General features: G+C 68.1%; 18 protein-coding genes. 1 reads left to right on the top strand and 17 read right to left on the bottom strand.

All coding sequences use genetic code 11. The features are described from left to right. Positions 1–2 precede the first annotated feature (2 nt). From CLU95_RS19205 to dksA, 16 genes are all read right to left on the bottom strand, one after another. Positions 3–974 carry a D-alanine--D-alanine ligase gene (locus CLU95_RS19205; RefSeq protein ID WP_099795078.1) on the bottom strand — a complete coding sequence of 324 codons (972 nt, stop codon included), beginning with the start codon at positions 972–974 and terminating at the stop codon, positions 3–5. Then, entirely contained in the window at positions 971–2,446 is a 1,476-nt protein-coding gene (murC, locus tag CLU95_RS19200; RefSeq protein WP_099795077.1) for a UDP-N-acetylmuramate--L-alanine ligase, read from the bottom strand. The genes CLU95_RS19205 and murC overlap by 4 nt, the downstream gene beginning before the upstream one ends. After that, positions 2,443–3,504: an undecaprenyldiphospho-muramoylpentapeptide beta-N-acetylglucosaminyltransferase gene (murG, locus tag CLU95_RS19195; protein WP_099795076.1), complete on the bottom strand. Its 1,062-nt coding sequence runs from the start codon at positions 3,502–3,504 to the stop codon at positions 2,443–2,445. Before murG ends, murC begins: the two co-directional genes overlap by 4 nt. Continuing rightward, positions 3,501–4,796: a putative lipid II flippase FtsW gene (gene ftsW / locus CLU95_RS19190; protein WP_099795075.1), complete on the bottom strand. Its 1,296-nt coding sequence runs from the start codon at positions 4,794–4,796 to the stop codon at positions 3,501–3,503. Before ftsW ends, murG begins: the two co-directional genes overlap by 4 nt. Continuing rightward, a complete protein-coding gene (gene murD, locus CLU95_RS19185) occupies positions 4,793–7,057 on the bottom strand; it encodes a UDP-N-acetylmuramoyl-L-alanine--D-glutamate ligase (RefSeq protein WP_099795074.1) in 2,265 nt (754 codons plus the stop codon). The genes ftsW and murD overlap by 4 nt, the downstream gene beginning before the upstream one ends. Positions 7,058–7,067: 10 nt before the next feature. Continuing rightward, positions 7,068–8,246 carry a phospho-N-acetylmuramoyl-pentapeptide-transferase gene (gene mraY / locus CLU95_RS19180; protein WP_099795073.1) on the bottom strand — a complete coding sequence of 393 codons (1,179 nt, stop codon included), beginning with the start codon at positions 8,244–8,246 and terminating at the stop codon, positions 7,068–7,070. A gap of 15 nt (positions 8,247–8,261) precedes the next feature. Continuing rightward, on the bottom strand, positions 8,262–9,710 hold the full coding sequence (locus tag CLU95_RS19175; protein ID WP_099797384.1) for a UDP-N-acetylmuramoyl-tripeptide--D-alanyl-D-alanine ligase: 1,449 nt from the start codon (positions 9,708–9,710) through the stop codon (positions 8,262–8,264). A gap of 5 nt (positions 9,711–9,715) precedes the next feature. After that, complete coding sequence (locus CLU95_RS19170) at positions 9,716–11,272, bottom strand: UDP-N-acetylmuramoyl-L-alanyl-D-glutamate--2,6-diaminopimelate ligase (RefSeq protein WP_099795072.1); 1,557 nt, start codon at positions 11,270–11,272, stop codon at positions 9,716–9,718. A gap of 1 nt (position 11,273) precedes the next feature. Continuing rightward, complete coding sequence (locus CLU95_RS19165; protein ID WP_099795071.1) at positions 11,274–13,028, bottom strand: peptidoglycan D,D-transpeptidase FtsI family protein; 1,755 nt, start codon at positions 13,026–13,028, stop codon at positions 11,274–11,276. Next, positions 13,025–13,369 (bottom strand): cell division protein FtsL, encoded by a 345-nt coding sequence (ftsL, locus tag CLU95_RS19160; RefSeq protein WP_099795070.1) that lies wholly within the window; start codon positions 13,367–13,369, stop codon positions 13,025–13,027. The genes CLU95_RS19165 and ftsL overlap by 4 nt, the downstream gene beginning before the upstream one ends. 2 nt (positions 13,370–13,371) lie before the next feature. Further along, on the bottom strand, positions 13,372–14,295 hold the full coding sequence (rsmH, locus tag CLU95_RS19155) for a 16S rRNA (cytosine(1402)-N(4))-methyltransferase RsmH (RefSeq protein ID WP_099795069.1): 924 nt from the start codon (positions 14,293–14,295) through the stop codon (positions 13,372–13,374). An 8-nt stretch (positions 14,296–14,303) separates the two neighbouring features. Further along, positions 14,304–14,732 (bottom strand): division/cell wall cluster transcriptional repressor MraZ, encoded by a 429-nt coding sequence (gene mraZ / locus CLU95_RS19150; RefSeq protein ID WP_056576192.1) that lies wholly within the window; start codon positions 14,730–14,732, stop codon positions 14,304–14,306. A 272-nt stretch (positions 14,733–15,004) separates the two neighbouring features. After that, complete coding sequence (gene hslU / locus CLU95_RS19145; RefSeq protein ID WP_099795068.1) at positions 15,005–16,333, bottom strand: ATP-dependent protease ATPase subunit HslU; 1,329 nt, start codon at positions 16,331–16,333, stop codon at positions 15,005–15,007. Between the two features lie 2 nt (positions 16,334–16,335). Continuing rightward, positions 16,336–16,881, bottom strand: coding sequence for an ATP-dependent protease subunit HslV (gene hslV / locus CLU95_RS19140; RefSeq protein WP_042578379.1), 546 nt, complete (start codon positions 16,879–16,881; stop codon positions 16,336–16,338). A gap of 102 nt (positions 16,882–16,983) precedes the next feature. Beyond that, complete coding sequence (locus CLU95_RS19135; RefSeq protein ID WP_099795067.1) at positions 16,984–18,639, bottom strand: STAS domain-containing protein; 1,656 nt, start codon at positions 18,637–18,639, stop codon at positions 16,984–16,986. A 48-nt stretch (positions 18,640–18,687) separates the two neighbouring features. Beyond that, positions 18,688–19,641, bottom strand: coding sequence for an RNA polymerase-binding protein DksA (dksA, locus tag CLU95_RS19130; protein ID WP_257214811.1), 954 nt, complete (start codon positions 19,639–19,641; stop codon positions 18,688–18,690). Positions 19,642–20,024: 383 nt separating this feature from the next. On the opposite strand from dksA, the gene CLU95_RS19120 reads away from it, so the two are divergent. Beyond that, the gene (locus CLU95_RS19120; RefSeq protein ID WP_257214670.1) at positions 20,025–21,554 is read left to right on the top strand and encodes a YdgA family protein; all 1,530 of its coding nucleotides are present in this window, start codon (positions 20,025–20,027) and stop codon (positions 21,552–21,554) included. 72 nt (positions 21,555–21,626) lie between these two features. On the opposite strand, the gene CLU95_RS19115 is transcribed toward CLU95_RS19120, so the two are convergent. Then, positions 21,627–22,682 carry a CobW family GTP-binding protein gene (locus CLU95_RS19115; RefSeq protein WP_099795064.1) on the bottom strand — a complete coding sequence of 352 codons (1,056 nt, stop codon included), beginning with the start codon at positions 22,680–22,682 and terminating at the stop codon, positions 21,627–21,629. Positions 22,683–22,722: the final 40 nt, after the last annotated feature.

The following is a 22,722-nucleotide window of genomic DNA, read 5'->3' as shown; positions in this document are numbered from 1 at the left end:
GCTTAGTTCGCGCCTCCCTTGGCATCGAGCGCGGCCGAAGCCAGCACGCGCACGCACAGCTCTTCATAGGGAATGCCCGCCGCGCGCGCCGACATCGGCACCAGCGAATGGCTGGTCATGCCGGGCGAGGTGTTCATCTCGAGCAGGAAGGGCTTGCGGTCGCTGGCGCGGATCATCACGTCGGCGCGGCCCCAGCCGCGGCAGCCGAGCGTGTGGTACGCGGCCAGCGTGATGCGCTGGATCTCGCGTTCCTCGGCTTCGGGCAGGCCGCTCGGGCACTGGTATTTCACGTCGTCGGTGAAGTACTTGTTCTGGTAGTCGTAGGCACCTTCGGGCGCGGCGATGCGCACCACGGGCAGCGCGCGTGCATCGAGCCCCTGGCCGAGCACGGCGCAGGTGACTTCCTCGCCGGCGATGAACTCTTCGCACAGCACGTCGGCGTCGAACTTGGCCGACAGCGCGACTGCATCCTGCATCTGCGAGTAGCCCTCGACCTTGGTCACGCCGATGGACGAGCCCTCGCGCGGCGGCTTCACGATCAGCGGCAGGCCGAGCACGTCGGGCACCACCATGATCTGCTCGCGACTTTGCTGGTCGAAGGCCAGGCGCACGTACTTGGGCGTCGGCAGGCCGTCGGCCTGCCAGATGCGCTTGGTCATGACCTTGTCCATCGCCACGCTCGAGGCCATCACGCCCGAGCCGGTGTAGGGAATGCCGAGCAGTTCGAGCGCGCCCTGCACGGTGCCGTCTTCGCCATGGCGGCCATGCAGCGCGACGAAGCAGCGCGCGAAGCCTTCGCGCTTCAGGTCGGTCAGCTCGCGCTCCGACGGGTCGAACGCGTGCGCATCGACGCCGCGCGAACGCAGGGCCTCCAGCACGCCGGCGCCGGACATCAGCGACACCTCGCGTTCCGCGGAACTGCCGCCGAACAGCACGGCGACCTTGCCGAAAAGTTGTGGATCCTGAAGGCTCACGAGGCCCTCCCCTTGCGCGCAGGGCGCTCTGAAGTTGTTGATGAGGGTGCGGGCGACGGCACGACAGCCCCGCCGAGTTCGACCACCTTGCCCGGCACGGCGCCGATGGAGCCTGCGCCCATGCACAGCACCACGTCGCCCACGCGGGCGTTGTCCAGAATGGCCTGCGGCAGCGCGTGGATGTCGTCCACGAACACCGGCTCGACCTTGCCGGCCACGCGCAGCGCGCGCGCCAGCGACCGGCCATCGGCGGCCACAATGGGCGCCTCGCCCGCGGCATAGACCTCGCCCAGCAGCACCGAGTCGGCCGTGCCGATGACCTTCACGAAGTCTTCGAAGCAGTCGCGCGTGCGGGTGTAGCGGTGCGGCTGGAAGGCCAGCACCAGCCGGCGGCCCGGGAAGGCACCGCGCGCGGCGGAAATGGTGGCCGCCATCTCGACCGGGTGATGCCCGTAGTCGTCGATGACGGTGAAGGTACCGCCGGCCGTGTCGTTCGGCACGGCCACATCGCCGTAGCTCTGGAAGCGGCGGCCCACGCCCTTGAAGCCTTCGAGGCCGCGCTGCACGGCCTCGTCGGGAATACCGAGCTCGACGGCCACGGCGATCACCGACAGCGCGTTGCGCACGTTGTGCTCGCCCGGCAGGTTCAGCACGATGGGCAGGTCGGGCAGCGTCACGCCGTTGCGGCGCTGCGCGGTGAAATGCATCTGGCCGCCGACGGCGCGCACGTCGATGGCGCGCACCTGGGCGTCTTCGCCGAAACCGTAGCTGGTGACCGGGCAGGTCACGTCGGCCACGATGTCGCGCACCGCCGGATCGTCGGTGCAAAGAATGGCCACGCCGTAGAACGGCATGCGGTGCAGGAAATCGACAAAAGCTTTCTTGAGCTTCGCGAAGTCGTGCCCGTAGGTCTCCATGTGGTCGGCGTCGATGTTCGTGACCACCGCCATCACGGGCAGCAGGTTCAGGAACGAGGCGTCCGACTCGTCGGCCTCGACCACGATGTAGTCGCCGCTGCCCAGCTGCGCATTGGCGCCGGCGCTGTTCAGGCGACCGCCGATCACGAAGGTCGGGTCGAGCCCGGCGGCGTCGAGCACGCTCGCCACCAGGCTGGTGGTGGTGGTCTTGCCGTGCGTGCCGGCAATGGCGATGCCCTGCTTCAGGCGCATCAGCTCCGCGAGCATCAGCGCACGCGGCACGACCGGAATGCGCTTTTCGCGCGCGGCCAGCACCTCGGGGTTGTCCGACTGCACGGCGGTGGACGTGACGACTGCGTCCGCGCCGTCGATGTGCGCGGCGGCATGGCCCACGAAGGTGCCGATGCCCAGGCCTGCAAGGCGGCGCAGCGTGGCGCTGTCCGACAGGTCGGAGCCGGTGATCTTGTAGCCCAGGTTCAGCAGCACCTCGGCGATGCCGCTCATGCCGGAGCCGCCGACGCCGACGAAGTGGATGTGACGGATCGCGTGCTTCATTTCGCAAGCTCCTCGCAGGCGCGGACGACGGCCTGGACGGCTTCGGTCTTCCGCATAGTCTTGGCCTTCTGGGCCCGTTCGATCAAGGTCGCGCGTTCGGTTGTCTGTAGCAAATCAGCCAGCAATTCAGGGGTGAGGTCGGTCTGTTGCACCAGCCAGCCGCCGCCCGCGTCCACGAGGAAGCGCGCGTTGGTGGTCTGGTGGTCGTCGACCGCCGAGGGGAAAGGCACGAACAGCGCTGCTGCGCCGACGGCCGCGATTTCGGTGACGGTGCTGGCGCCCGCGCGCGCGACGATGAGGTCGGCCTCGGCGTACGCCTGCGCGGTGTCGTCGATGAAGGGCGTGAGTTCGCCCTCGACGCCGGCCGCCGCATAGTTGGCGCGCAGCTCGTCGATCTGCTTGGCGCCGCTCTGGTGCAGCACCTGTGGACGAAGGTCGGGCGCGATGCGCGCCAGCGCCTGCGGCACGACGGTGTTGAGCGCACGCGCGCCCAGGCTGCCGCCGACCACCAGCAGCTTGAGTGGGCCCGTGCGGCCCGCGAAACGCGTGGCCGGATCGGGCTGCGAGGTGAACGCCGCGCGCAGCGGATTGCCCACCCACTGCGCCTTCTTCAGCACGTTCGGGAAGGCCGTGAACACGCGGTCGGCCACGCCCGCCAGCACCTTGTTGGCGAGGCCGGCGACCGAGTTCTGCTCGTGCAGCACCAGCGGCTTGCCCATGAGCACGCCCATCATTCCGCCCGGGAAGGTGATGTAGCCGCCCAGGCCCACCAGCACGTCGGGCTTCACGCGGCGCACCACGCCCAGGCTCTGCCAGAAGGCGCGCAGCAGCTTCAGCGGCAGCAGGAACAGCGTGAGCGGACCCTTGCCGCGCACGCCGCCGAACTGCACCGGCTCGAAAGCGAAGCCGCGCGGCGGCACGAGTTTTTCTTCCATGCTGCCGGGCGCGCCCAGCCAGTGCACGCGCCAGCCGCGCTCGCGCAGGGCTTCGGCCACGGCCAAACCCGGGAAGATGTGGCCGCCTGTGCCGCCTGCCATGACCAGAGCAGTGCGCGTCATACGCGACCTCCCCGCATGAGCACGCGGTTCTCATAGTCGATGCGCAGCACCACAGCCAGCGCCACGAGGTTCATCAAAATCGCCGAGCCGCCGAAACTCATCAGCGGCAAGGTCAGGCCCTTGGTCGGCAGTGCGCCAAGGTTCACGCCCATGTTGATGAAGGCCTGGAAGCCCATCCACACGCCCACGCCCTGCGCCACGAGGCCCGAGAACACGCGGTCGAGTGCGATCGCCTGACGACCGATGTGCATGATGCGGCGCGTGAGCCAGAGGAACATGCCGATGATCAGCAGCACGCCGACCAGGCCGAACTCTTCGCCGATCACGGCCAGCAAGAAGTCGGTGTGCGCTTCGGGCAGCCAGTGCAGCTTCTCGACGCTGCCGCCCAGGCCCACGCCGAAGACCTCGCCGCGCCCGATGGCGATCAGCGAGTGCGACAGCTGGTAGCCCTTGCCCAGCGCGTGCTCTTCGCTCCACGGATCGAGGTACGCAAAGATGCGCTCGCGGCGCCACGGGCTGCTCGCCACGATGGAGCCGAAGGCCACCACCACCAGCGTCGCGATCACGAAGAACATGCGCGCGTTCACGCCGCCCAGGAACAGGATGCCCATGGCGATCACGGCGATCACCATGAAGGCGCCCATGTCGGGCTCGGCCATCACCAGCATGCCGACCACCACCACCGCGATGCCCATCGGCAGCACGGCGCGGAAGAAGCGCTCCTTGATCTCCATCTTGCGCACCATGTAGCTGGCGGCATAAAGCACCATCGCGAACTTGGCCAGCTCCGACGGCTGGAAGCGCATGAAGCCCATCGGCAGCCAGCGGCGCGCGCCGTTCACGTTGATGCCGATGTGCGGAATGAGCACCGCCACCAGCAGCAGCAACGAAGCCACGAAGAGCCAGGGCGCGGCGCGCTCCCAGGTCTTCATCGGCACCTGGAAGGTCAGCAGCGCGGCGATGAAGGCGATGACCAGCGAGGCCGCATGCCGCGTGAGGAAGTACGAGGGGCCGTAGCCGGCGCGCGCGAAACGCGGGTTGTCGGGCAGCGCGATCGAGGCCGAATACACCATGATCAGGCCCCAGGTCATCAGCGCGACCGTGACCCAGACCAGCGCCTGGTCGAAGCCCAGCACGCGCATCGGCGTGGCCTTGGTCTGCGCAATGCCGGCGCCGCCCAGCCGCACGGGCAGGTGCACGGGCAGCGAATCCATGCCGCTGCGGGCGCGCCGGAACCAGCCGCCGAAACGGCTGCCGGTGCGGGTTTCCTGGCCTGCGGCTGCGGAGTTCAAATCGGGTCCTCCATCGATCCGGCGGTGGACAGCGACGCGCTGGGCACGTACGACACCACGGCGTCGTCGCCACCCACGGCCTCGCGCGGGCTTTCGGCGTAGGCCTCGACGGCCTCGCAGAACACTTCGGCGCGGTGCGCGTAGTCCTTGAACATGTCGAAGCTCGCACAGGCCGGTGACAGCAGCACGGCATCGCCGGGGTGGGCGCGCGCGGCGGCGAGCTTGACGGCTTCTTCCATCGAGCCCGCGTGCTTCAGCGACACGCCGGTGGAAGCCAACGCGGCCTCGATGAGCGGGGCGTCGCGGCCGATGAGCACGACGGCGCGCGCGTACTGGCGCACGGGGTCGGCCAGCGGCTCGAAGTCCTGGCCCTTGCCTTCGCCGCCGAGGATCACGACCACGCGACGCTCTTCACCAAGGCCGCTCAATGCGGCCACGGTGGCGCCGACGTTGGTGCCCTTGCTGTCGTCGAAGAACTCGACCTCGTCCACGATCGCGATCGGTTCGACGCGGTGCGGCTCGCCGCGGTATTCGCGCAGGCCGTACAGCATCGGGCCCAGCGGGCAGTCGGCGGCGCTGGCGAGCGCGAGCGCGGCCAGGGCGTTCATGGCGTTGTGGCGGCCGCGGATGCGCAGTGCGTCGGCGGGCATGAGGCGCTGGAAGAAGATTTCTTCTTCGACCACCGCGCCGCGCTTGCGCTTCTGCGTTTCGTCGGCTTCCAGCGCGCGCACCAGCCACGAAACGCCGTTGATGCGCTCGATGCCGTAGTCGCCGGGACGCAGCGGCATCGCACCGCCGAAGGTGACGTGGGCGCGGATCTGCGGACGCTGCAGCTTCACGCGGACAGGCGGCGGCAGCATGGCCATCACGCCGGCGTCGTCGCGGTTCAGGATCAACAGGCCCTTGGCGCCGAAGATGCGCGCCTTTGCCGCGGCATACGCCGGCATGTCGCCATGCCAGTCGAGGTGGTCCTGCGTGAGGTTGAGCACGGTCGCGGCCGTGGGCTCGAAGCCCTGCACGCCGTCGAGCTGGAAGCTCGAGAGTTCAAGCACCCACACCTCGGGCAGCGTGTCGGCGTCGATGTGCGCGGCCAGCGTGTCGAGCAGCGTCGGGCCGATGTTGCCGGCCACGGCCACGGTCTTGCCTGCACGCTCGACCAGCTGGCCGGTGAGCGAGGTGACAGTGGTCTTGCCGTTGGTGCCGCTGATTGCGAGCACGGCCGGCGTGTAGCCCTTGGGCGCTTCGGGTTCGGGCTCCGGCATGAGCACCATCTGGGGCGTGTCTTCCTCGACCGCGGCCGATGCCGGGTTGGTGGCGGACAGCTCGGCGATCGTGGCGACGAACGCTGCGGCCTCGCGCGCCGCCGTGGGCACGTAGGGCTTGCCGGGGGGCGGGAGCCGGGAGAGGCTGGCGGCGGACACGGGTGCGGGCGGCGCATCGGCGGCCGGTGCTGCGCCGTCTTCCGTCGCGGCGTCTTCAGCGACAACATCTTCGGTGGGCGGCGTTACCGGCACGCTCAGCGATGCGTCGCGCGGCATGGCTTCGGCCATGGCGGGCAGCGTAGGTTCGACGGCTTCGGTCGGTTCGACGGAAGCTGCGGGTTCAGCTTCTGCTGCAGTCGCATCGACGGGCAGTGCGGCTTCGGTCGACTCAGGGGCCACGGCCTCCGTGGGTGCAGCAGCCTCGGTCGCCTCCACAGCGTCGACGGGTGCAGCCGCTGCGGGCTCGCCTTCGGCAACCGCAGCAGCTACCGGCGCCGGCACTTCCGGCGTCTCGAGCACCGCAGCATCCGCCACAGAGACTTCTTCGCTCAAGGCCAGTTCGGCCTGGGCAGGCGTTTCGACGACGGGCTCGGTCACGGCGACCTCAACTGGCGCTTCAGCTTCAGCCTCGGCCTCCACCACCGGCACCTCGACCGTCCGCAGGTCGAGCAGCGCGCGCGCGAACAGGTCCAGCTCGCCGCCGACCACGAGGCCCACGGCCTTGGCGGCATCGACGACCGGCGCCAGCGTCGCGGGCGACAGGCCCGGCGAGCGGTAGACGGCTCGGATCGGCGTGCCTTCAACCAGCGCGGCCGTGAACGGCCCGCCGATGAAGGTCGCGTCGGGCAGCTCGGCCTGCAGCGTCGCGAGCGAAGTGGGTGCCTCGCGCGTGTCGGCCACGGTCACGACCGCGCCGTGGCGCGCGCACCAGCGCGCCATCGCCAGCCCGGACGCGCCGAGGCCGAGGATGAGAACGGGGAGGTCTTTCAGGTGCCGCATGGTTGTGTGGTTACCGCAGCTTCAGCGTGGAAAGGCCGATGAGGCACAGCAGCATCGTGATGATCCAGAAGCGCACGACGACCTGCGTCTCGCGCCAGCCGCTCTTCTCGAAGTGGTGGTGCAGCGGTGCCATCTTGAGCACGCGGCGGCCTTCGCCGTAGCGCTTCTTCGTGTACTTGAAGTACATGACCTGTGCCATCACCGAGATCGCCTCGACCACGAAGATGCCGCCCATGATGAAGAACACGATCTCCTGGCGCACGATGACCGCGATGGTGCCCAGCGCGCCGCCCAGCGCCAGCGCGCCCACGTCGCCCATGAAGACCTGCGCCGGATGGGTGTTGAACCAGAGGAACGCCAGCCCCGCGCCGGCCATGGCCGAGCAGAACACCAGCAACTCGCCCGAACCCGGGATGTTGGGGAACAGCAGGTACTTGGAATACACCGCGCTGCCCGTGACGTACGCGAACACGCCCAGCGCCGAGCCCACCATCACCACCGGCATGATCGCCAGGCCGTCGAGGCCGTCGGTCAGGTTGACGGCGTTGCTGGCGCCCACGATCACGAGGTACGTGAGGATGACAAAGCCGATGCCGCCCAGCGGGTAGCTCACTTCCTTGAAGAAAGGCACCAGCAGGTTGATCTTGGGCGGAAAGTCGAGGTCGAAGCCCGAGCGGACCCAGGCGTAGAACAGCTCGAGCACGCGCCAGTTGGAGCTCTCGGAAATGCTGAACAGCAGGTAGAAGCCCGCGAGCAGGCCGACCAGCGATTGCCAGAAATACTTCTCGCGCGAGCGCATGCCTTCGGGGTCCTTGCGCACCACCTTGCGCCAGTCGTCGACCCAGCCGATGGCGCCGAAGCCCATCGTCACCCACAGCACGATCCACACGAAGCGGTTCGAGATGTCGAACCACAGCAAGGTGGCGAACGCGATGGCGAACAGCACCAGCACGCCGCCCATGGTCGGCGTGCCGCTCTTGGTCAGGTGCGTTTCCATGCCGTAGCCGCGGATCGGCTGGCCGATCTTGAGCGCGGCGAGGCGGCGAATGACGTACGGGCCGGCCACCAGGCCGACCACGAGCGCGGTCAGCGCGGCCATGAGGGCGCGGAACGTGAGGTAGTTGAAAACGCGCAAGAACCCGAACTCGGGCGACAGCGTCTGCAGCCATTGGGCCAGGGACATCAGCATGGTGTGTTGCGCGGCTCATGCGTCATGACCGGCCTCCTTTTGTTGTTGTGCTTCGATCGCCTGCACCACGCGTTCCATCTTCATGAAGCGCGAACCCTTGACCAGCACGCTGCCCAGCTGCGGCAGGCGGGCGAGCACGGCCGCGCGGAGCGTGTCGAAATCGTCGAAATGGCGACCGCCGGCATCGCCAGCGTCGTCGTTGTTGTTGAAAGCCGTGGCCGCGTGCACGGTCTCGCCGCCCAGCGTGTAGACGGCGTCGAGCCCGCGCTGCCGCGCCCAGGCGCCGACTTCGGCGTGGAATGCGGGCGCGCGGTCGCCGACCTCGCCCATCTCGCCGAGCACCAGCAGGCGCGGCGCGGGCAGGCCGGTGAGCACGTCGATGGCGGCAATCACGGAATCGGGGTTGGCGTTGTAGCTGTCGTCGACCAGCGTGAGCGCGTGCCCGTCGGGCAACACGACCTCGACGGCCCGCGAGCGGCCCTTGACCGGCTCGAAGGCCGACAGGCCCGCGGCGATGGTGTCGAGCGACACGCCGGCGGCCAGCGCGCAGGCGGTGGCGGCGAGCGCGTTGCCCACGTTGTGGCGGCCCGCGATGTGCAGGCGCGCGTCGAAGGTGCCCAGCGGCGTGCGCACGCGCACGGTCCAGGCGCCCTGCAGCCATTCGGCGCTGTCGAGCGAGATGTCGGCATCGGCGTGTTCGCTGAAGGTCAGGCAGCGGCGCGAGCCGCTCTGGCGCGCCATGTCGGTCCACAGCGAGGTGAAGGTGTCGCCGTACGGGAACACGGCCGTGCCGTCGTCGGGCAGCGCCGCGAACACGGCGGCGTTCTCGATGGCGACCGCCTCGACGCTGGCCATGAACTCCTGGTGCTCGCGCTGCGCGTTGTTGACCAGCGCGATGGTCGGGCGCGACATGGCGGCCAGCCGTGCGATCTCGCCCGGGTGGTTCATGCCCAGTTCGAGCACTGCCAGCTGGTGCTGCGCGCGCAGGCGCATCAGCGTGAGCGGCACGCCGATCTCGTTGTTGAAGTTGCCGGCCGTGGCCAGCGCGCGGTCGGCGCGGAAGGCGGCGAGCACGGACGCGATCATCTGCGTGACCGTGGTCTTGCCGTTGCTGCCGGTGACGGCGATCAGCGGCAGGCTGAACTGCGCGCGCCAGCCGGCGCCCAGCGCGCCGAGGGCGATGAGCGAATCGGGCACCTCGAGGCCGGCAAGGCCGGCGGCTTCAAGGCCGCCGTGCGCAATGGCGGCCACGGCGCCCTGCTTCTTCGCATCGGCCAGGAAGTCGTTGGCATCGAAGCGCTCGCCCTTGAGCGCAACGAACAGGTCGCCGGCGGCCAGGGTGCGGGTGTCGGTGTGGACGCGGGCGACGACGGTGGTGGGGTCGCCCACGAGGCGCGAACCTGGCACCCATTGCTGCGCCTGCGCCAGCGTGAGGTTGAGCGGTGTGGAGACGGGCGTGGCCATGGCGGTCATGCGGCACCCCGCGTGGCGAGCGCGTCGAGCGCGTGGGTCTTGTCGGAGAACGGCAGGCGCTGGCCGGCGATTTCCTGCCACTCTTCGTGGCCCTTGCCGGCGATGAGCACCACGTCTTGCGGGGCCGCCTGCGCAATGGTTTCGGCAATGGCCCGCGCGCGGTCGACCTGCACGCGGGCCGCCTCGACGCGCGTGAAGCCGCGCAGTGCCTGGCTGATGATGGCGTCGGGGTTCTCGTTGCGCGGGTTGTCGCTGGTGAGCACGACGTGGTCGGCCTGCCGCTCGGCAACGGCGGCCATCAGCGGGCGCTTGATCGGGTCGCGGTTGCCGCCGCAGCCGAACACGCACCAGAGCGCGCCGCCGCGCTGCCTGGCGAGCGGGCGCAGGCCGGCGAGGGCTTTGTCGAGCGCGTCGGGCGTGTGGGCGTAGTCGACCACGGCCAGCGGCGCACCGTCGGTCGGCTGCACGCGGTCCATGCGGCCCGGCACGCTACTGAGGTGGGCGCAGGCGGCCACGGCCTGCGCGAGCGTGAGACCCAGCGCGCGCAGGGTGCCGAGCACGCCGAGCAGGTTGGCGACGTTGTACTGGCCGATCAGCCCGGTGGCGAGCGGCTCGGCCGGCGCCGTGCTGCCGTGTTCGGCCACGGTGAACTGCAGGCCTTGGGCGTCGTAGCCGATGTCGCGCGCCATGAGCCGCGCGGGCTTGCCGGCGGCCGAGACGGTCCAGACGTCGAGCGCGCCGATGCCGGCGTCGACGAGGTTGGCGCACAGGCTGGCGCCGTGCATGTCGTCGATGTTGATCACGGCGGCGCGCAGGCCGGGCCAGCGGAACAGCTCGGCCTTGGCCTGCCAGTAGGCGTCCATGCTGCCGTGGTAGTCGAGGTGGTCCTGCGTGAAATTGGTGAACACGGCGACCGCGATGCGGCAGCCGTCGAGCCGGCGCTCGGCGATGCCGATCGACGAGGCCTCGATGGCGCAGGCGCCGAAGCCTTCGGTGACGAAGTCGCGCAGCGCGCGCTGCAGCATCACGGGGTCGGGCGTGGTCAGGCCGGTGTAGGTGAGCGCGGGCGGCACGCCGATGCCCAGCGTGCCCACCACGGCGCAGGGCGACGGGGCGCCGCGCTCGGTGGTGCCGTCGGGGCGCATCGCGCGCACACCGCCGGCCGCACGCAGCGTGGACAGCGATTCGGCCAGCCACCACGCAGTGGAGGTCTTGCCGTTGGTGCCGGTCACGGCCAGCAGGTCGAGCTGCGCCGAGGGGTTGTCGTAGAAGGCGGCGGCGATCGGGCCGGTGGCAGCCTTGAGGCCGGGGTAGCTCACGATGCGTTCATCGCCGTCGAAGCCGAAGGCGTCCACGCCCTCGTGCTCGACGAGGCAGGCCACGGCGCCCTGCGCCAGCGCGGCCGCCACGTGCTGGCGGCCGTCGGTCGCGGCACCGGGCCAGGCGATGAAGGCATCGCCCGGGCCGACCGCGCGGCTGTCGGCGAGCAGCGCGCCCTGCACGCGCTCTTTCAGCCAGAACGCGGCGGTGGTGGGGGAAGTGAGTGTCAGCATGTCAGAAGCTCTCGGGGACGTCTTGCGTCTGCACGAGGGGTTTGACCGCCAGATCGGGCGGGACGTTCATCATGCGCAGGGTCTGCTGCACGACTTCGCTGAACACGGGCGCCGCGGCGAGGCCGCCGAAATACTGGCCGTCGGTCGGCTCGTCGATCATCACCGCGACGATGATGCGCGGCTTCTCGATGGGCGCCATGCCGGTGAACCAGGCGCGGTACTTGTTGCTGGCGTAGCCCTTGCCGACCTGCTTGTGGGCCGTGCCCGACTTGCCGCCGACCGAGTAGCCCACCGTTTGCGCGCGTGTGCCGGTGCCGCCGGGGCCGGCGGCCATCTGCAGCATCTTGCGCACGGCGAGCGCGTTGGACGGCGAGAACACGCGCACGCCGACGGGCGGCTCGGCGTTCTTCAGGATGGTCACCGGAATGAGCGAGCCGTCGTGCGCGAACGAGGTGTACGAATGCGCCATCTGGAACAGCGACGCCGACAGGCCGTAGCCGTAGGCCATGGTCGCCTGCTCGACCGGCTTCCAGGTCTTCCACGGGCGCAGCCGGCCCGTCACGGCACCAGGAAACTGGATCTGCGGCTTCTGGCCGTAGCCGAGCGCGGTGTAGGTGTCCCACATCTCGTGGGGCGTCATCTTCTGGGCGATCTTGAGCGCGCCCACGTTGCTCGACTTCTGGATCACGCCCTCGACCGTCAGTGAACCGTAGTTGTGGGTGTCGCTGATGGTGAAGCCGCCCAGCTGGTAGCGCCCAGGCGCGGTGTCGATGATGGTCGAGGGCTTCACGCGGCCGGCCTCCAGCGCCATCGCCACGGTGATCGGCTTCATGGTCGAGCCGGGCTCGAAGGTGTCGGTGAGCGCGCGGTTGCGCAGCTGCTCGCCCGTGAGGTTCTGGCGCTTGTCGGGCACGTAGCTCGGGTAGTTGGCCAGCGCCAGCACCTCGCCGGTGGTGCTGTCGAGCACCACCACGCTGCCGGCCTTGGCCTTGCGCGCCGTCACGGCGTCGCGCAGCTTCTGGTAGGCGAAGAACTGCACCTTGCTGTCGATGCTCAGCTGGATGTCGCGGCCTTCGACCGGCGGCACCTGCTCGCCCACGCCCTCGACCACGCGGCCCAGCCGGTCCTTGATGACGCGGCGCGAGCCGGCCTTGCCGGCCAGCTCCTTGTTGAAGCCCAGCTCGATGCCTTCCTGGCCGTTGTCTTCCACGTTGGTGAAGCCCACCACGTGCGCCGCCGCCTCGCCCTCGGGGTACTGGCGCTTGTATTCCTTGCGCTGGTAGATGCCCTTGAGGTTGAGCGCGGCGATCTGCTTGGCAATGGGCTCGTCGACCTGGCGCTTGATCCAGACGAAGGTCTTGTCTTCGTCTTCGAGCTTCTTGTCGAAGTCCTTCTGCGGCATGCCGAGCAGTTTGGCCACCTGCTTGAGCTTGGCGCGCACCTCGGGGTCGTCGCGCTCCACGTCTTCGGGAATGGCCCAGATGCTGGGCGCCACCACGCTGGACGCCAGGATGAGCCCGTTGCGATCGAGGATGCGGCCGCGGTTGGCCGGCAGCTCCAGCGTGCGCGCAAAGCGCACTTCGCCCTGGCGCTGGAAGAAGCTGTTGTTGAAGACCTGCACGTACGCGGCCCGCGCCGCCAGCATGACGAAGCCGAAGGCGATGCCGGCGACGATGAACTTGCTGCGCCACACCGGCGTCTTGCTCGCGAGCAAGGGGCTGGTGGTGTAGCGCACGCTGCGGTTGCCGCGGCTCATCGGGCGGGCCTCGCGGTGGCGGCGCCGGGTTTGGGCTGCGTGGTCGGCGGCAGCGGTGCGATGGCCGGGATCACCGAGCCGTCAGGCCGCACGTACTGCGTGATGGCCGGCGAGGCCGTGCGCATCTGCAGCTGTTCCTTGGCCAGCTTCTCCACGCGCAGCGGCGTGGCCTGTGCGCGCTTTTCCACCTGCAGGCGGTCGTGCTCGGTTTCGAGCTTGCGCGCCTCCTGCTGGGCGCGGTCGAACTCGGTGTAGAGCTGACGCGACTGGTACTGGGTGTGCACAAGGTACAAAGCCGTCGCAATGACGGCCAGCAGAAGGAGCAGGTTGATCCGCGCCATGGCTACCCGGCTTCCGTGCGTTCAGCCACCCGAAGGATGGCGCTGCGCGAGCGCGGGTTGCCGCGCACTTCTTCTTCGGACGGCTTGATGCGCTCGAGCGCGTGCAGCTTCATCACCTTGGGCGCAGCGAAGGGCGCGCGGCGGTCGTAGACCTCCTTCGAGTGCTTGGCGATGAACTGCTTGACGATGCGGTCTTCGAGCGAATGGAAGCTGATCACCGCGAGCCGGCCGCCGGGCGCAAGCACCGACAGGCTGGCTTCTAGCGCTTGTTGCAGCTCCTCAAGCTCGGCGTTGATGAAAATCCGAAAAGCCTGAAATGTGCGCGTTGCAGGGTTCTGGCCCTGCTCGCGGGTTTTGACCGTGCCAGCCACGAGCTCGGCCAGTTCGGTGGTGGTTGAAATTGCGCCCCGTTCTTGTCTGCGAGCAACAATCGCCTTTGCAATCTGAACAGCAAACCGTTCTTCGCCATAGTCACGGATCACCTCTGCAATTTGTTGAAGTTCGGCCGTTGCCAGCCACTCGGCCACGCTCTCGCCGCGCGTGGTGTCCATGCGCATGTCGAGCGGACCGTCGAAACGGAAACTGAAACCGCGCACCGGGTTGTCGATCTGCGGCGAACTCACGCCCAGGTCCATCAGCAAACCGTTGACGCTGGCGTCGGGCAATTCGCCCAGCGAGCGGAACCCCTGGTGGCGGATAGAAAAACGCGCATCCGAGATGCGCGCTGCTTCGGCCACTGCTTCTGCATCCTTGTCGAATGCGATGAGCCTGCCTTCCGGCGCCAGCCGCGCGAGGATGGCGCGCGCATGCCCTCCGCGGCCGAAGGTGGCGTCCACGTACGTGCCTGCGCCTGCCGCGCTGCCGGAAAGAAGTGCTTCCACCGCCTCGCTCAACAAGACGGTCGTGTGGGTCAGGGGGGTGTTCACGGGGATCCTCAGAACGCGAAGTCCTGAAACACATCCGGCATCTCACCCTGGGTGGCCTCGGCCTCCTTGGCCTCGTAGGTGGCTTTGTCCCAGAGTTCGAAGTGGTTGCCCATGCCCAGCAACAGCGTCTCGCGGTTGATGCCGGTGGCGGCGCGCAGCTCGGGCGACACCAGCACGCGGCCGGTGCCGTCCATCTCGACGTCCATCGCGTTACCGAGGAAGACGCGCTTCCACCACTGCGCCGACATCGGCAGCGCAGCAATGCGTTCGCGGAATTTTTCCCATTCGGGACGGGGGAACACCATCAGGCATCCGTGCGGATGCTTGGTGATCGTGAGCTGGCCGCCTGCCGTCGCGCTCAGGACGTCACGGTGCCGGGTCGGCACGGAGAGCCGCCCCTTGGCATCCAGACTGAGCGATGAAGCGCCTTGAAACACGACCACGAAACCCCTGTGGTGGGAGGTGCCGCGACACCCGGAAGGGGCGTTGCCCGCACTTTTTCCCACTTAACTGCACTTTTTTCCACTGTAGCAGGAAACACTTGCGACGCAACTGGGGCTCGGGGGTATTTTTTGTAATGGAATCAACGACTTAGCGCCGATTTCCAAAGCTGGAAATCGGCGAATTGTGTTGAAAATGAAGTACTTAGCTCACGCAGTGAAAGTGATGCGTGAAGGACGACCCCGTTACAGGGGCCGGGGAGGCGGCTTCAGAGGATGAAGCGCGAAAGGTCTTCGTCGTGACTTAGTGCCGCAAGGCGCTCGTCGACGTAAGCGGCATCGATGCGGACCGTCTGGCCCTCGATGCGGGTGGCATCGAAGCTTACCTCATCGAGCAGGCGCTCCATCACGGTCGAGAGGCGGCGTGCGCCGATGTTCTCGGTGCGCTCGTTCACCTCGAAGGCGATGGCCGCCAAACGCGTGATGCCGTCGGGCGTGAAGTCGAGCGTCACGCCTTCGGTGGCCAGCAATGCCTGGTACTGCTTCACGAGCGATGCGCGGGTCTGCGTGAGGATGCTCTCGAAGTCCGACACCGAGAGCGATTGCAGCTCGACGCGGATCGGAAAGCGCCCCTGCAGCTCGGGGATCAGGTCGCTCGGCTTGCTCAGGTGGAAGGCGCCGCTTGCGATGAACAGCATGTGGTCGGTGCGCACCACGCCGTACTTGGTCGACACGGCCGTGCCTTCCACGAGCGGCAGCAGGTCGCGCTGCACGCCCTGGCGCGAGACGTCGGAGCCCTGCGCTTCGCTGCGCGTGGCGACCTTGTCGATCTCGTCGATGAACACGATGCCGTTCTGCTCGGCGTTGGCAATCGCCTGCGTGCGGATCTCGTCCTCGTTGACCAGCTTGGCGGCCTCTTCGTCGATCAACAGGCGCATCGCCTCGGCGATCTTGAGCTTGCGCGTCTTGCGCTTGCCGCCACCGATCTGCCCGAACATGCCGCGCAGTTGCTCGGTCATTTCCTCCATGCCGGCGGGGCCCATGATCTCGAGCGGCGCGCGGGTCTCGGCGAGGTCGAGCTCGATCTCCTTGTCGTCGAGCTGGTGCTCGCGCAGTTTCTTGCGAAAGGCCTGGCGCGTCGGATTGGGGCTGTCGAGTGCGGGCGTGGCGCCATCGGCGCCGCGTGCCGGCGGCAGCAGCGCGTCGAGGATGCGCTCCTCGGCCGCGTCTTCGGCGCGGGCACGCACCTTCACGCTTTCGGATTCGCGCGTCTGCTTGACGGCGATCTCGGCGAGGTCGCGAATGATCGAATCGACGTCCTTGCCCACGTAGCCCACCTCGGTGAACTTGGTGGCCTCGACCTTGATGAACGGCGCATCGGCCAGGCGGGCCAGGCGGCGCGCGATTTCGGTCTTGCCGACACCCGTCGGGCCGATCATGAGGATGTTCTTCGGCGTGATCTCGTGGCGCAGCGAATCGTCGACCTTCTGGCGGCGCCAGCGGTTGCGCAGCGCAATGGCCACGGCGCGCTTGGCGGCGGGCTGGCCGACGATGTGGTTGTCGAGCTCGGAGACGATTTCCTGGGGGGTCATGGACATGGTCAGAGCGCTTCCACCGTGTGGTTCATGTTCGTGTAAATGCAGATTTCTCCGGCGATCGCCAGCGATTTGCGCACGATCTGCTCGGCCGAGAGGTCGGTGTTGTCGATCAGCGCCTTGGCCGCCGACTGGGCGTACGCGCCGCCCGAACCGATGGCGATCACGCCGTCTTCAGGCTCCAACACGTCGCCATTGCCGGTGATGATGAGCGAGGTCGTGGCGTCGGCCACGGCCAGCATGGCCTCGAGCTTGCGCAGCACGCGGTCGGTGCGCCAATCTTTGGTGAGCTCGACCGCTGCGCGGGTCAAGTGGCCCTGGTGCTTTTCGAGCTTGGCCTCGAAACGCTCGAAGAGCGTGAAGGCATCGGCGGTGGCGCCAGCGAATCCCGCCAGGACCTTGCCGTGATAGAGCCGCCGCACTTTGCGCGCCGTGCCCTTGATGACGATGTTGCCGAGAGTGACCTGCCCGTCCCCACCAATGGCGACCTGATCGCCTTGGGGGGTCTTGCGGCGCACGCTCACGATGGTGGTGCCGTGAAACTGTTCCATCGCAGCCATCTGGGGATGGGCCCCGCCAATGCAACCCCTGCGGTCGGACAAGCTGATGGCGGAAAAAACGCGGCGCAGAGGCCGCGGATGCCCCGTAAAGGGTCAGTTTTTGCGGACTGCGACCGTGGCGTGGTCGGTGATGCCGATCAGCCCAAAGAGCGCAGCGATCAGCCGGTGCGCGTCGACGAACTGCACCCGTTCGCCGTTCGCGTCACGCTCGCGCACCCAGCTCAGCAGCGTGCCGGCCGCCGCCAGGTCCATGCGCAGCAGGGCCGCGCACGAGATGACCGGCGCCGTCGTGTGGCGCAGGTCGTGGTCCAGGCGCTGCCAGCACGACAGCGAATCGCCGCGCAGGTCGCCCGCCAGCGCGGCAAAGCCGCTGTCGGTGGACGGGAAGCTCTCGGAATCGCCCCCGACCGACAGCAGCGACCACACCGAACTCGGCCGGCTCGGCGGCGGCGCGGCCAGCAAGGTGCACTCGCCCTTCGGGTCTTGCCAGGAGGGCGGCGACACCTCGTAGGTGATGCAGTAGTTGAGCGCCACCAGCTCGAAGTCGTCGGGCATGTGCAGCATGCGCAGCGTCGCGAGGCGCAGCTGCCACCAGGCGTCGTCGGGATGGCGCTCGTTGTTGGGCGTGGCCGCGGCCAGCACGGCCATGAGCTGCGAGGCACCGAAGAAGCGCAGCTGCACCGGCGAATCGGACCAGTGCGCGAACAGGATGCGCAGCGGCGCGGCGGCGGGCGGGTCGATCTCGGTGAGCGCGCGCCAGTCGAGCGTCCAGACCATGCCGGCCTGCGAGAGCGCGCGCGTGAGCGCCATGAGCCCTTCGCGCGTGAGGTGAGCCGGGCTGGCCCAGTCGGCGGCGCCCGTCGTGTCGGAGGCCGCTTCGGCATCCTCGCTGGCGGTGACGGCCTTCACGCTGCGGGCAAGCTCGTCGAGCGAAACCCAGTCGGGCCCCATGCGCTTCATGCGCTGCGCATAGCGCATGCGGGCGGCCGCGAACTTGGCGGCGTCGCCGGTGGCGCGGTACAGGTCGAACAGCGCGCGCCAGCGGGCGTCGTCGCGTTCCAGCGTGGCGGCGGCGGCGCCGTCTTCGGTGGCGGGCGCGCTTTCGGCAGCCAGTGCCTGCAGCAGGATGGCTTCGGCGCCGGTGTCGTCGCCGTGCGCGAAGCGGATCACCGCCTCTTCGAGCGCGCCGTCGTGCGCGAGCCGGGACGGCTGCGGCGCGGGGACGGCGGCTGCGGCGACCTCTGGCGCTGCGGCCACGGGTGCAGAAGCAACCGGCGCGCCCGAATCGGCCGGCAACTGGTCGCCCCCGCTGTCGACCGGCGGCAGCGTCTCAGCGCCCGCGTCGGGCGGCGGATTGACCAGCGTCTCGCCGTTCGGCCCGCGGCCCTTCCACCACTGCTGCGACATCTGCTCTTCGATCTCGTCGATCTTCTTGAGCGTGAGTGCGCGGCCCTCGGGTTTCTCGGAGGTGCTGTTGAGGTTGAACGACGAGGGCGTGACCGTGGCCTCGAAGGCGTGGGCCGCCGCCTCGCGTTGGCGCAGCTTGCGCAGCATGTCGAACTCGCGACGGCGCACGAAGTCGTTGCGCTGACGCCGTTCGATCATTTCCTTCAGCATCTCGCGGCTGTAGGTCTGCTCGGGCAGCGACGAGTCGGAGGACGGGGCGTCCAGCTCCGACCAGTCTTTCAGGGGATTTCGAACGAACTTGGCCACCTTCGAAAAAAGGCGGCCTGACTCTTCCTTTGCCATTCAGAGAAGGTTATCGAAAGCGCGAATTTCTCTCTACCTTGCTGCGGCTCAATCCCCGAACATTTTCTGCTTCAGCTCGCGGCGCTGTTGCGCTTCGAGCGAGAGCGTGGCGGTCGGGCGGGCCAGCAGGCGGCCGACGCCGATGGGCTCGCCGGTCTCGTCGCAGTAGCCGTAGTCGCCGGCGTCGATGCGCTGGATCGACTGCTCGATCTTCTTGAGCAGCTTGCGTTCGCGGTCGCGCGTGCGCAGTTCGAGCGCGTGCTCTTCCTCGATGGTGGCGCGGTCGGCCGGGTCGGGCACGACCACGGTGTCTTCGCGCAGGTGCTCGGTGGTTTCACCGGCGTTCTCGAGGATGCCGCGCTTGAGTTCGACGAGCTTCAGGCGGAAGAACGCCATCTGCTTGTCGTTCATGTACTCGTCGTCGGGCATCGCGATGACTTCGGCATCGCTCAGCTCGGCGGGCGTCTTGGTCTTCCAGTTGTTGACCAGCTTCGGGTCTTTCTTGACGGCCAGGGGCGGCGGCGGCACCAGCGCGGTGGAAGGCGCCTGCGAGAAGCTGGATTTGGCGGCGGTCGAGGCCACGGATTGCGGCATCGAGGGCACGGTCAGTTGCGACAGCCGGGACACGCGGCCACCACGCGCGGCGGGAGCGGGCGTAGCGGGGATCGAGGGTGTCGCCGGGGCGGAAGAAGAGGCGGCAGCCGTTTTTTTCATGGGGGTCGGGGAAGCAGAAAGGGTGGCCGCAGGACGGCCGACCGGTTGGGATGACGTGGGCGCCGCGCCCGCGGATTTCGTTGCGGGCTTGGCGGACTTCTTGGCAGCCGCGGTCCCGGTCTTGGCCGGGGTTGCCGCAGGCTTTTTGACAGCGCTTTTCTCTTTCGCGACAGCGGCGGCAGCAGCGGTGGCAGAAACCTTCTTCGTCGCGGGTACAGCCTTCGCAGCCGGCGCCTTCTTTGCGGCAGGCTTGGTGGCTGGCGTGGCCTTGGCGGCGGGTTTCTTCACGGTGACTGGCTCCTTGTACGAACTGGAACGCGCTTTCACTGGGTGTCTCCTCCCAAGGGAACCGTTGCGGGTGTCAGGCCGCGTCGGCTCACGTTGTCGGGGGGCGTCCTCAAGTGGTGAACCCCGGGGTTATACCCCCGAAAGCCCGCCAAAAACCTTCGGCGCCCCGTGCCGTAAGTCATATCTCGCCCCTGTGGGCGAAGCATGGCTCCCGGAACAGGCGCGCGATTGTATAGAGAACTCGAAACACGGCGCCATCGGGTGGCGCACTGCCCTGCTCCGTTAGCATCTTGCGGCGCCACCGGAGGAGGCGGCGCAGGCACGGTGTGCGCGCCGGAAGGCGCCGCACCCGCCATTCAAATACAACTGATCGGAAAGAAATCTTGAGCAAAAAAGCAGTATTGGGAGTCCTGGCCGCGGCCCTCGCCGTTGCCTATGGCGGCAGCACCTGGTGGGCCGGCACGCAAATCAAATCGAGCTACGACGTCGCCCTCGGCGAACTGCCGAAGCAGACCGCGCTGGTGCGCGTCATCGAGCGCAGCTACGAGCGCAACTTCCTCGGCGCCGTGAGCACCGTGACGCTCGAACTGGGCTGCCCGGCCGAGGCCGAAGTGGCCCCCGCCGCATCGGCACCCGCCGCCGCGCCGGCCGCAGCCACGACCGACGTCGCCCAGGCCACGACCGAAGGCGAGGAAGAAGAACCCACCGAAGACGACGGCGACGCCAAGGCCACCCCGCCCAAGCCCGTGCGCATCACCTTCCGCGACACCATCCGCCACGGCCCGTTCGCCGGCGGCACGCTGGCCGCGGCCGTCATCGACAGCGAACTCGTGCTCGACGCCAAGGCGCAGGCCGAGGCCGAAAAGCTGTTCGGCAAGGCCAAACCAGTGACCGCGCACACCAAGGTCGGCTTCGGCGGCGGCTTCACCAGCGACCTCACCGTCGCGCCCGCGAAGCTGGCCGAAGAAGGCAAGGGCGAGTTCGCCTGGCAAGGCGCGCAGGCCCGCCTGGACATGGACGCGGCCCGCACCCGCCTGCGCTACGACATGACCATGCCGGGCATGGACATCAACACCGCCTCCAAGGGCGTGCAGGTGAAGGTGGGCAAGTTCACCGCCAAGGCCGACATGGACGGCAGCGCCGGCTGGCTCCTCGCCACCGGCAAGTCCGAAGGCCGTCTGGACAGCTTCGAGCTGAACGCGCCCAAGGGCCTGCTCCCCGGCGGCGAGGGCGCCGCCCCCGCCAAGTCGATCAAGGTGCTGCTGCAAAGCATCGACCTGACCGGCGAAGCCACCATCAAGGACGGCCTGTACGCCTCCGAAGGCGCCTTCAAGGGCAAGGGCAAGGTCAACGAAACCGCCATCGACAAGTTCGAGATCGCCAGCAGCGCACGCCGCATCCAGGCGGCCGGCTACAAGAAGCTGGCCGACGCCTGGCTGCAGTCGACCGACGGTGCCGGCTGCGGCCAGCGCAGCAAGGGCCAGAAGGACGCGATGCAGGCGCTGATCGAGCAGCTCGCACCCGACCTCAAGGCCATGGCCAAGCACAGCCCCGAAGCCGGCCTCGACCGCATGCTGATCGAGATCGGCGGCCAGAGCGCCGAGCTCAGCTACTCGGTGGCCCTCGCCGGCGTGACCGACGAAGACCTGAAGCTGCCCGGCAACACGCTGCTGCTCCAGCGCGGCGTGCTCAAGGCCAACGCGCGCGTGCCCGTGAAGTGGATCGAGAAGCTGGCCGAAACCGGCGCCGAGAGCGGCCAGACGCCGCCGCCTGAATTGATCGCGGGCCTGATCGAACAGGCCGAGCAGAGCGGCTACGTGAAGCGCGCGGGCGACGACGTGGTCAGCCAGGTCGAGTTCAGCGAAGGCCAGCTCAAGCTCATCGGCAAGCCGGTGGGGAATTTCGGCAAGTAGCCACTGACTGCCCCATGAAAAACGGCGCTGACCTCGCGGTCAGCGCCGTTTTTTCATTTCAGGCGAACCTGCTCAGACCAGGCACTGCTCCAGCCCCTGCTCCAGGATCTCGCGCGGCAGTTCGATGCCGATGAACACCATGCGGCTCTGGCGCGCCTCGTCCTTGCCCCACTCCGGGCCCAGGTCGCTGCCCATCAGCTGGTGCACGCCCTGGAAGATCACCTTGCGCTCGGTGCCCTTCATGTTCAGCACGCCCTTGTAGCGCAGCATGCGCGGGCCGTAGATGTTCACGATGGCACCCAGGAAGTCTTCGAGCTTGGCCGGGTCGAAAGGCCGGTCGGCCTTGTAGACGAAGCTCTTCACGTCGTCATCGGTGTGGTGATGGTGACCGTGCCCCTCGTGCTTGTGCGAGGGGTGGTCGCACGCCTCGCCATGCGCGTGGTCATGGTCGTGGTGATCGTGCGCCTCTTCTTCCTTCAGGAAGTCGGGGTCGATGTCCAGCTTGGCGTTCAGGTTGAAGCCGCGCAGGTCGAAGATGTCCTTCAGGGGCACGTCGCCGAAGTGCGCCTTCTGCTGCGGCGCGCGCGGGTTCATGTGCTTCAGGCGGTGAATGAGCGCGTCGGTCTCTTCGGCCGACACCAGCTCGCTCTTGCTGATGAAGATCTGGTCGGCAAAGCCCACCTGGCGGCGCGCTTCCTGGCGGTCGTTGAGCTGCTGCGGCGCGTGCTTGGCATCGACCAGCGTGAGGATCGAGTCGAGCAGGTAGCTCTCGGCGATCTCGTCGTCCATGAAGAAGGTCTGCGCCACGGGGCCGGGGTCGGCCAGGCCGGTGGTCTCGATCACCACGCGGTCGAAGTCGAGCAGGCCCTGGCGCTTCTTGGCGGCCAGCAGCTGCAGCGCCTCACGCAGGTCTTCGCGGATGGTGCAGCAGACGCAGCCGTTGCTCATCTGGATGATCTGCTCCTTCGACTCGGTCACGAGGATGTCGCTGTCGATGTTCTCTTCACCGAACTCGTTCTCGATGACCGCGATCTTCTGGCCGTGGGCCTCGGTCAGGATGCGCTTGAGCAGCGTGGTTTTGCCCGAGCCGAGAAAGCCGGTCAGGATGGTCGCGGGGATGAGGGCCATGGAAAAGTGCTCCGAAAGCGGAAAACAGAAAAAGGCGGGG

It is taken from the genome of Variovorax sp. 54 (assembly GCF_002754375.1).
Lineage (GTDB): Bacteria > Pseudomonadota > Gammaproteobacteria > Burkholderiales > Burkholderiaceae_C > Variovorax.
This window is presented reverse-complemented; position numbering and strand designations above follow the sequence as displayed.

Coding starts and splice junctions, on each gene's coding strand:
- CLU95_RS19175 (WP_099797384.1), bottom strand. CDS start 9,710: ATGGCCACGCCCGTCTCCACACCGCTCAACCTCACGCTGGCGCAGGCG.
- murD (WP_099795074.1), bottom strand. CDS start 7,057: ATGCGGCACCTGAAAGACCTCCCCGTTCTCATCCTCGGCCTCGGCGCG.
- hslV (WP_042578379.1), bottom strand. CDS start 16,881: ATGGAACAGTTTCACGGCACCACCATCGTGAGCGTGCGCCGCAAGACC.
- mraY (WP_099795073.1), bottom strand. CDS start 8,246: ATGCTGATGTCCCTGGCCCAATGGCTGCAGACGCTGTCGCCCGAGTTC.
- hslU (WP_099795068.1), bottom strand. CDS start 16,333: ATGTCCATGACCCCCCAGGAAATCGTCTCCGAGCTCGACAACCACATC.
- murG (WP_099795076.1), bottom strand. CDS start 3,504: ATGACGCGCACTGCTCTGGTCATGGCAGGCGGCACAGGCGGCCACATC.
- ftsL (WP_099795070.1), bottom strand. CDS start 13,369: ATGGCGCGGATCAACCTGCTCCTTCTGCTGGCCGTCATTGCGACGGCT.
- CLU95_RS19135 (WP_099795067.1), bottom strand. CDS start 18,639: ATGGCAAAGGAAGAGTCAGGCCGCCTTTTTTCGAAGGTGGCCAAGTTC.
- CLU95_RS19165 (WP_099795071.1), bottom strand. CDS start 13,028: ATGAGCCGCGGCAACCGCAGCGTGCGCTACACCACCAGCCCCTTGCTC.
- CLU95_RS19115 (WP_099795064.1), bottom strand. CDS start 22,682: ATGGCCCTCATCCCCGCGACCATCCTGACCGGCTTTCTCGGCTCGGGC.
- murC (WP_099795077.1), bottom strand. CDS start 2,446: ATGAAGCACGCGATCCGTCACATCCACTTCGTCGGCGTCGGCGGCTCC.
- CLU95_RS19170 (WP_099795072.1), bottom strand. CDS start 11,272: ATGCTGACACTCACTTCCCCCACCACCGCCGCGTTCTGGCTGAAAGAG.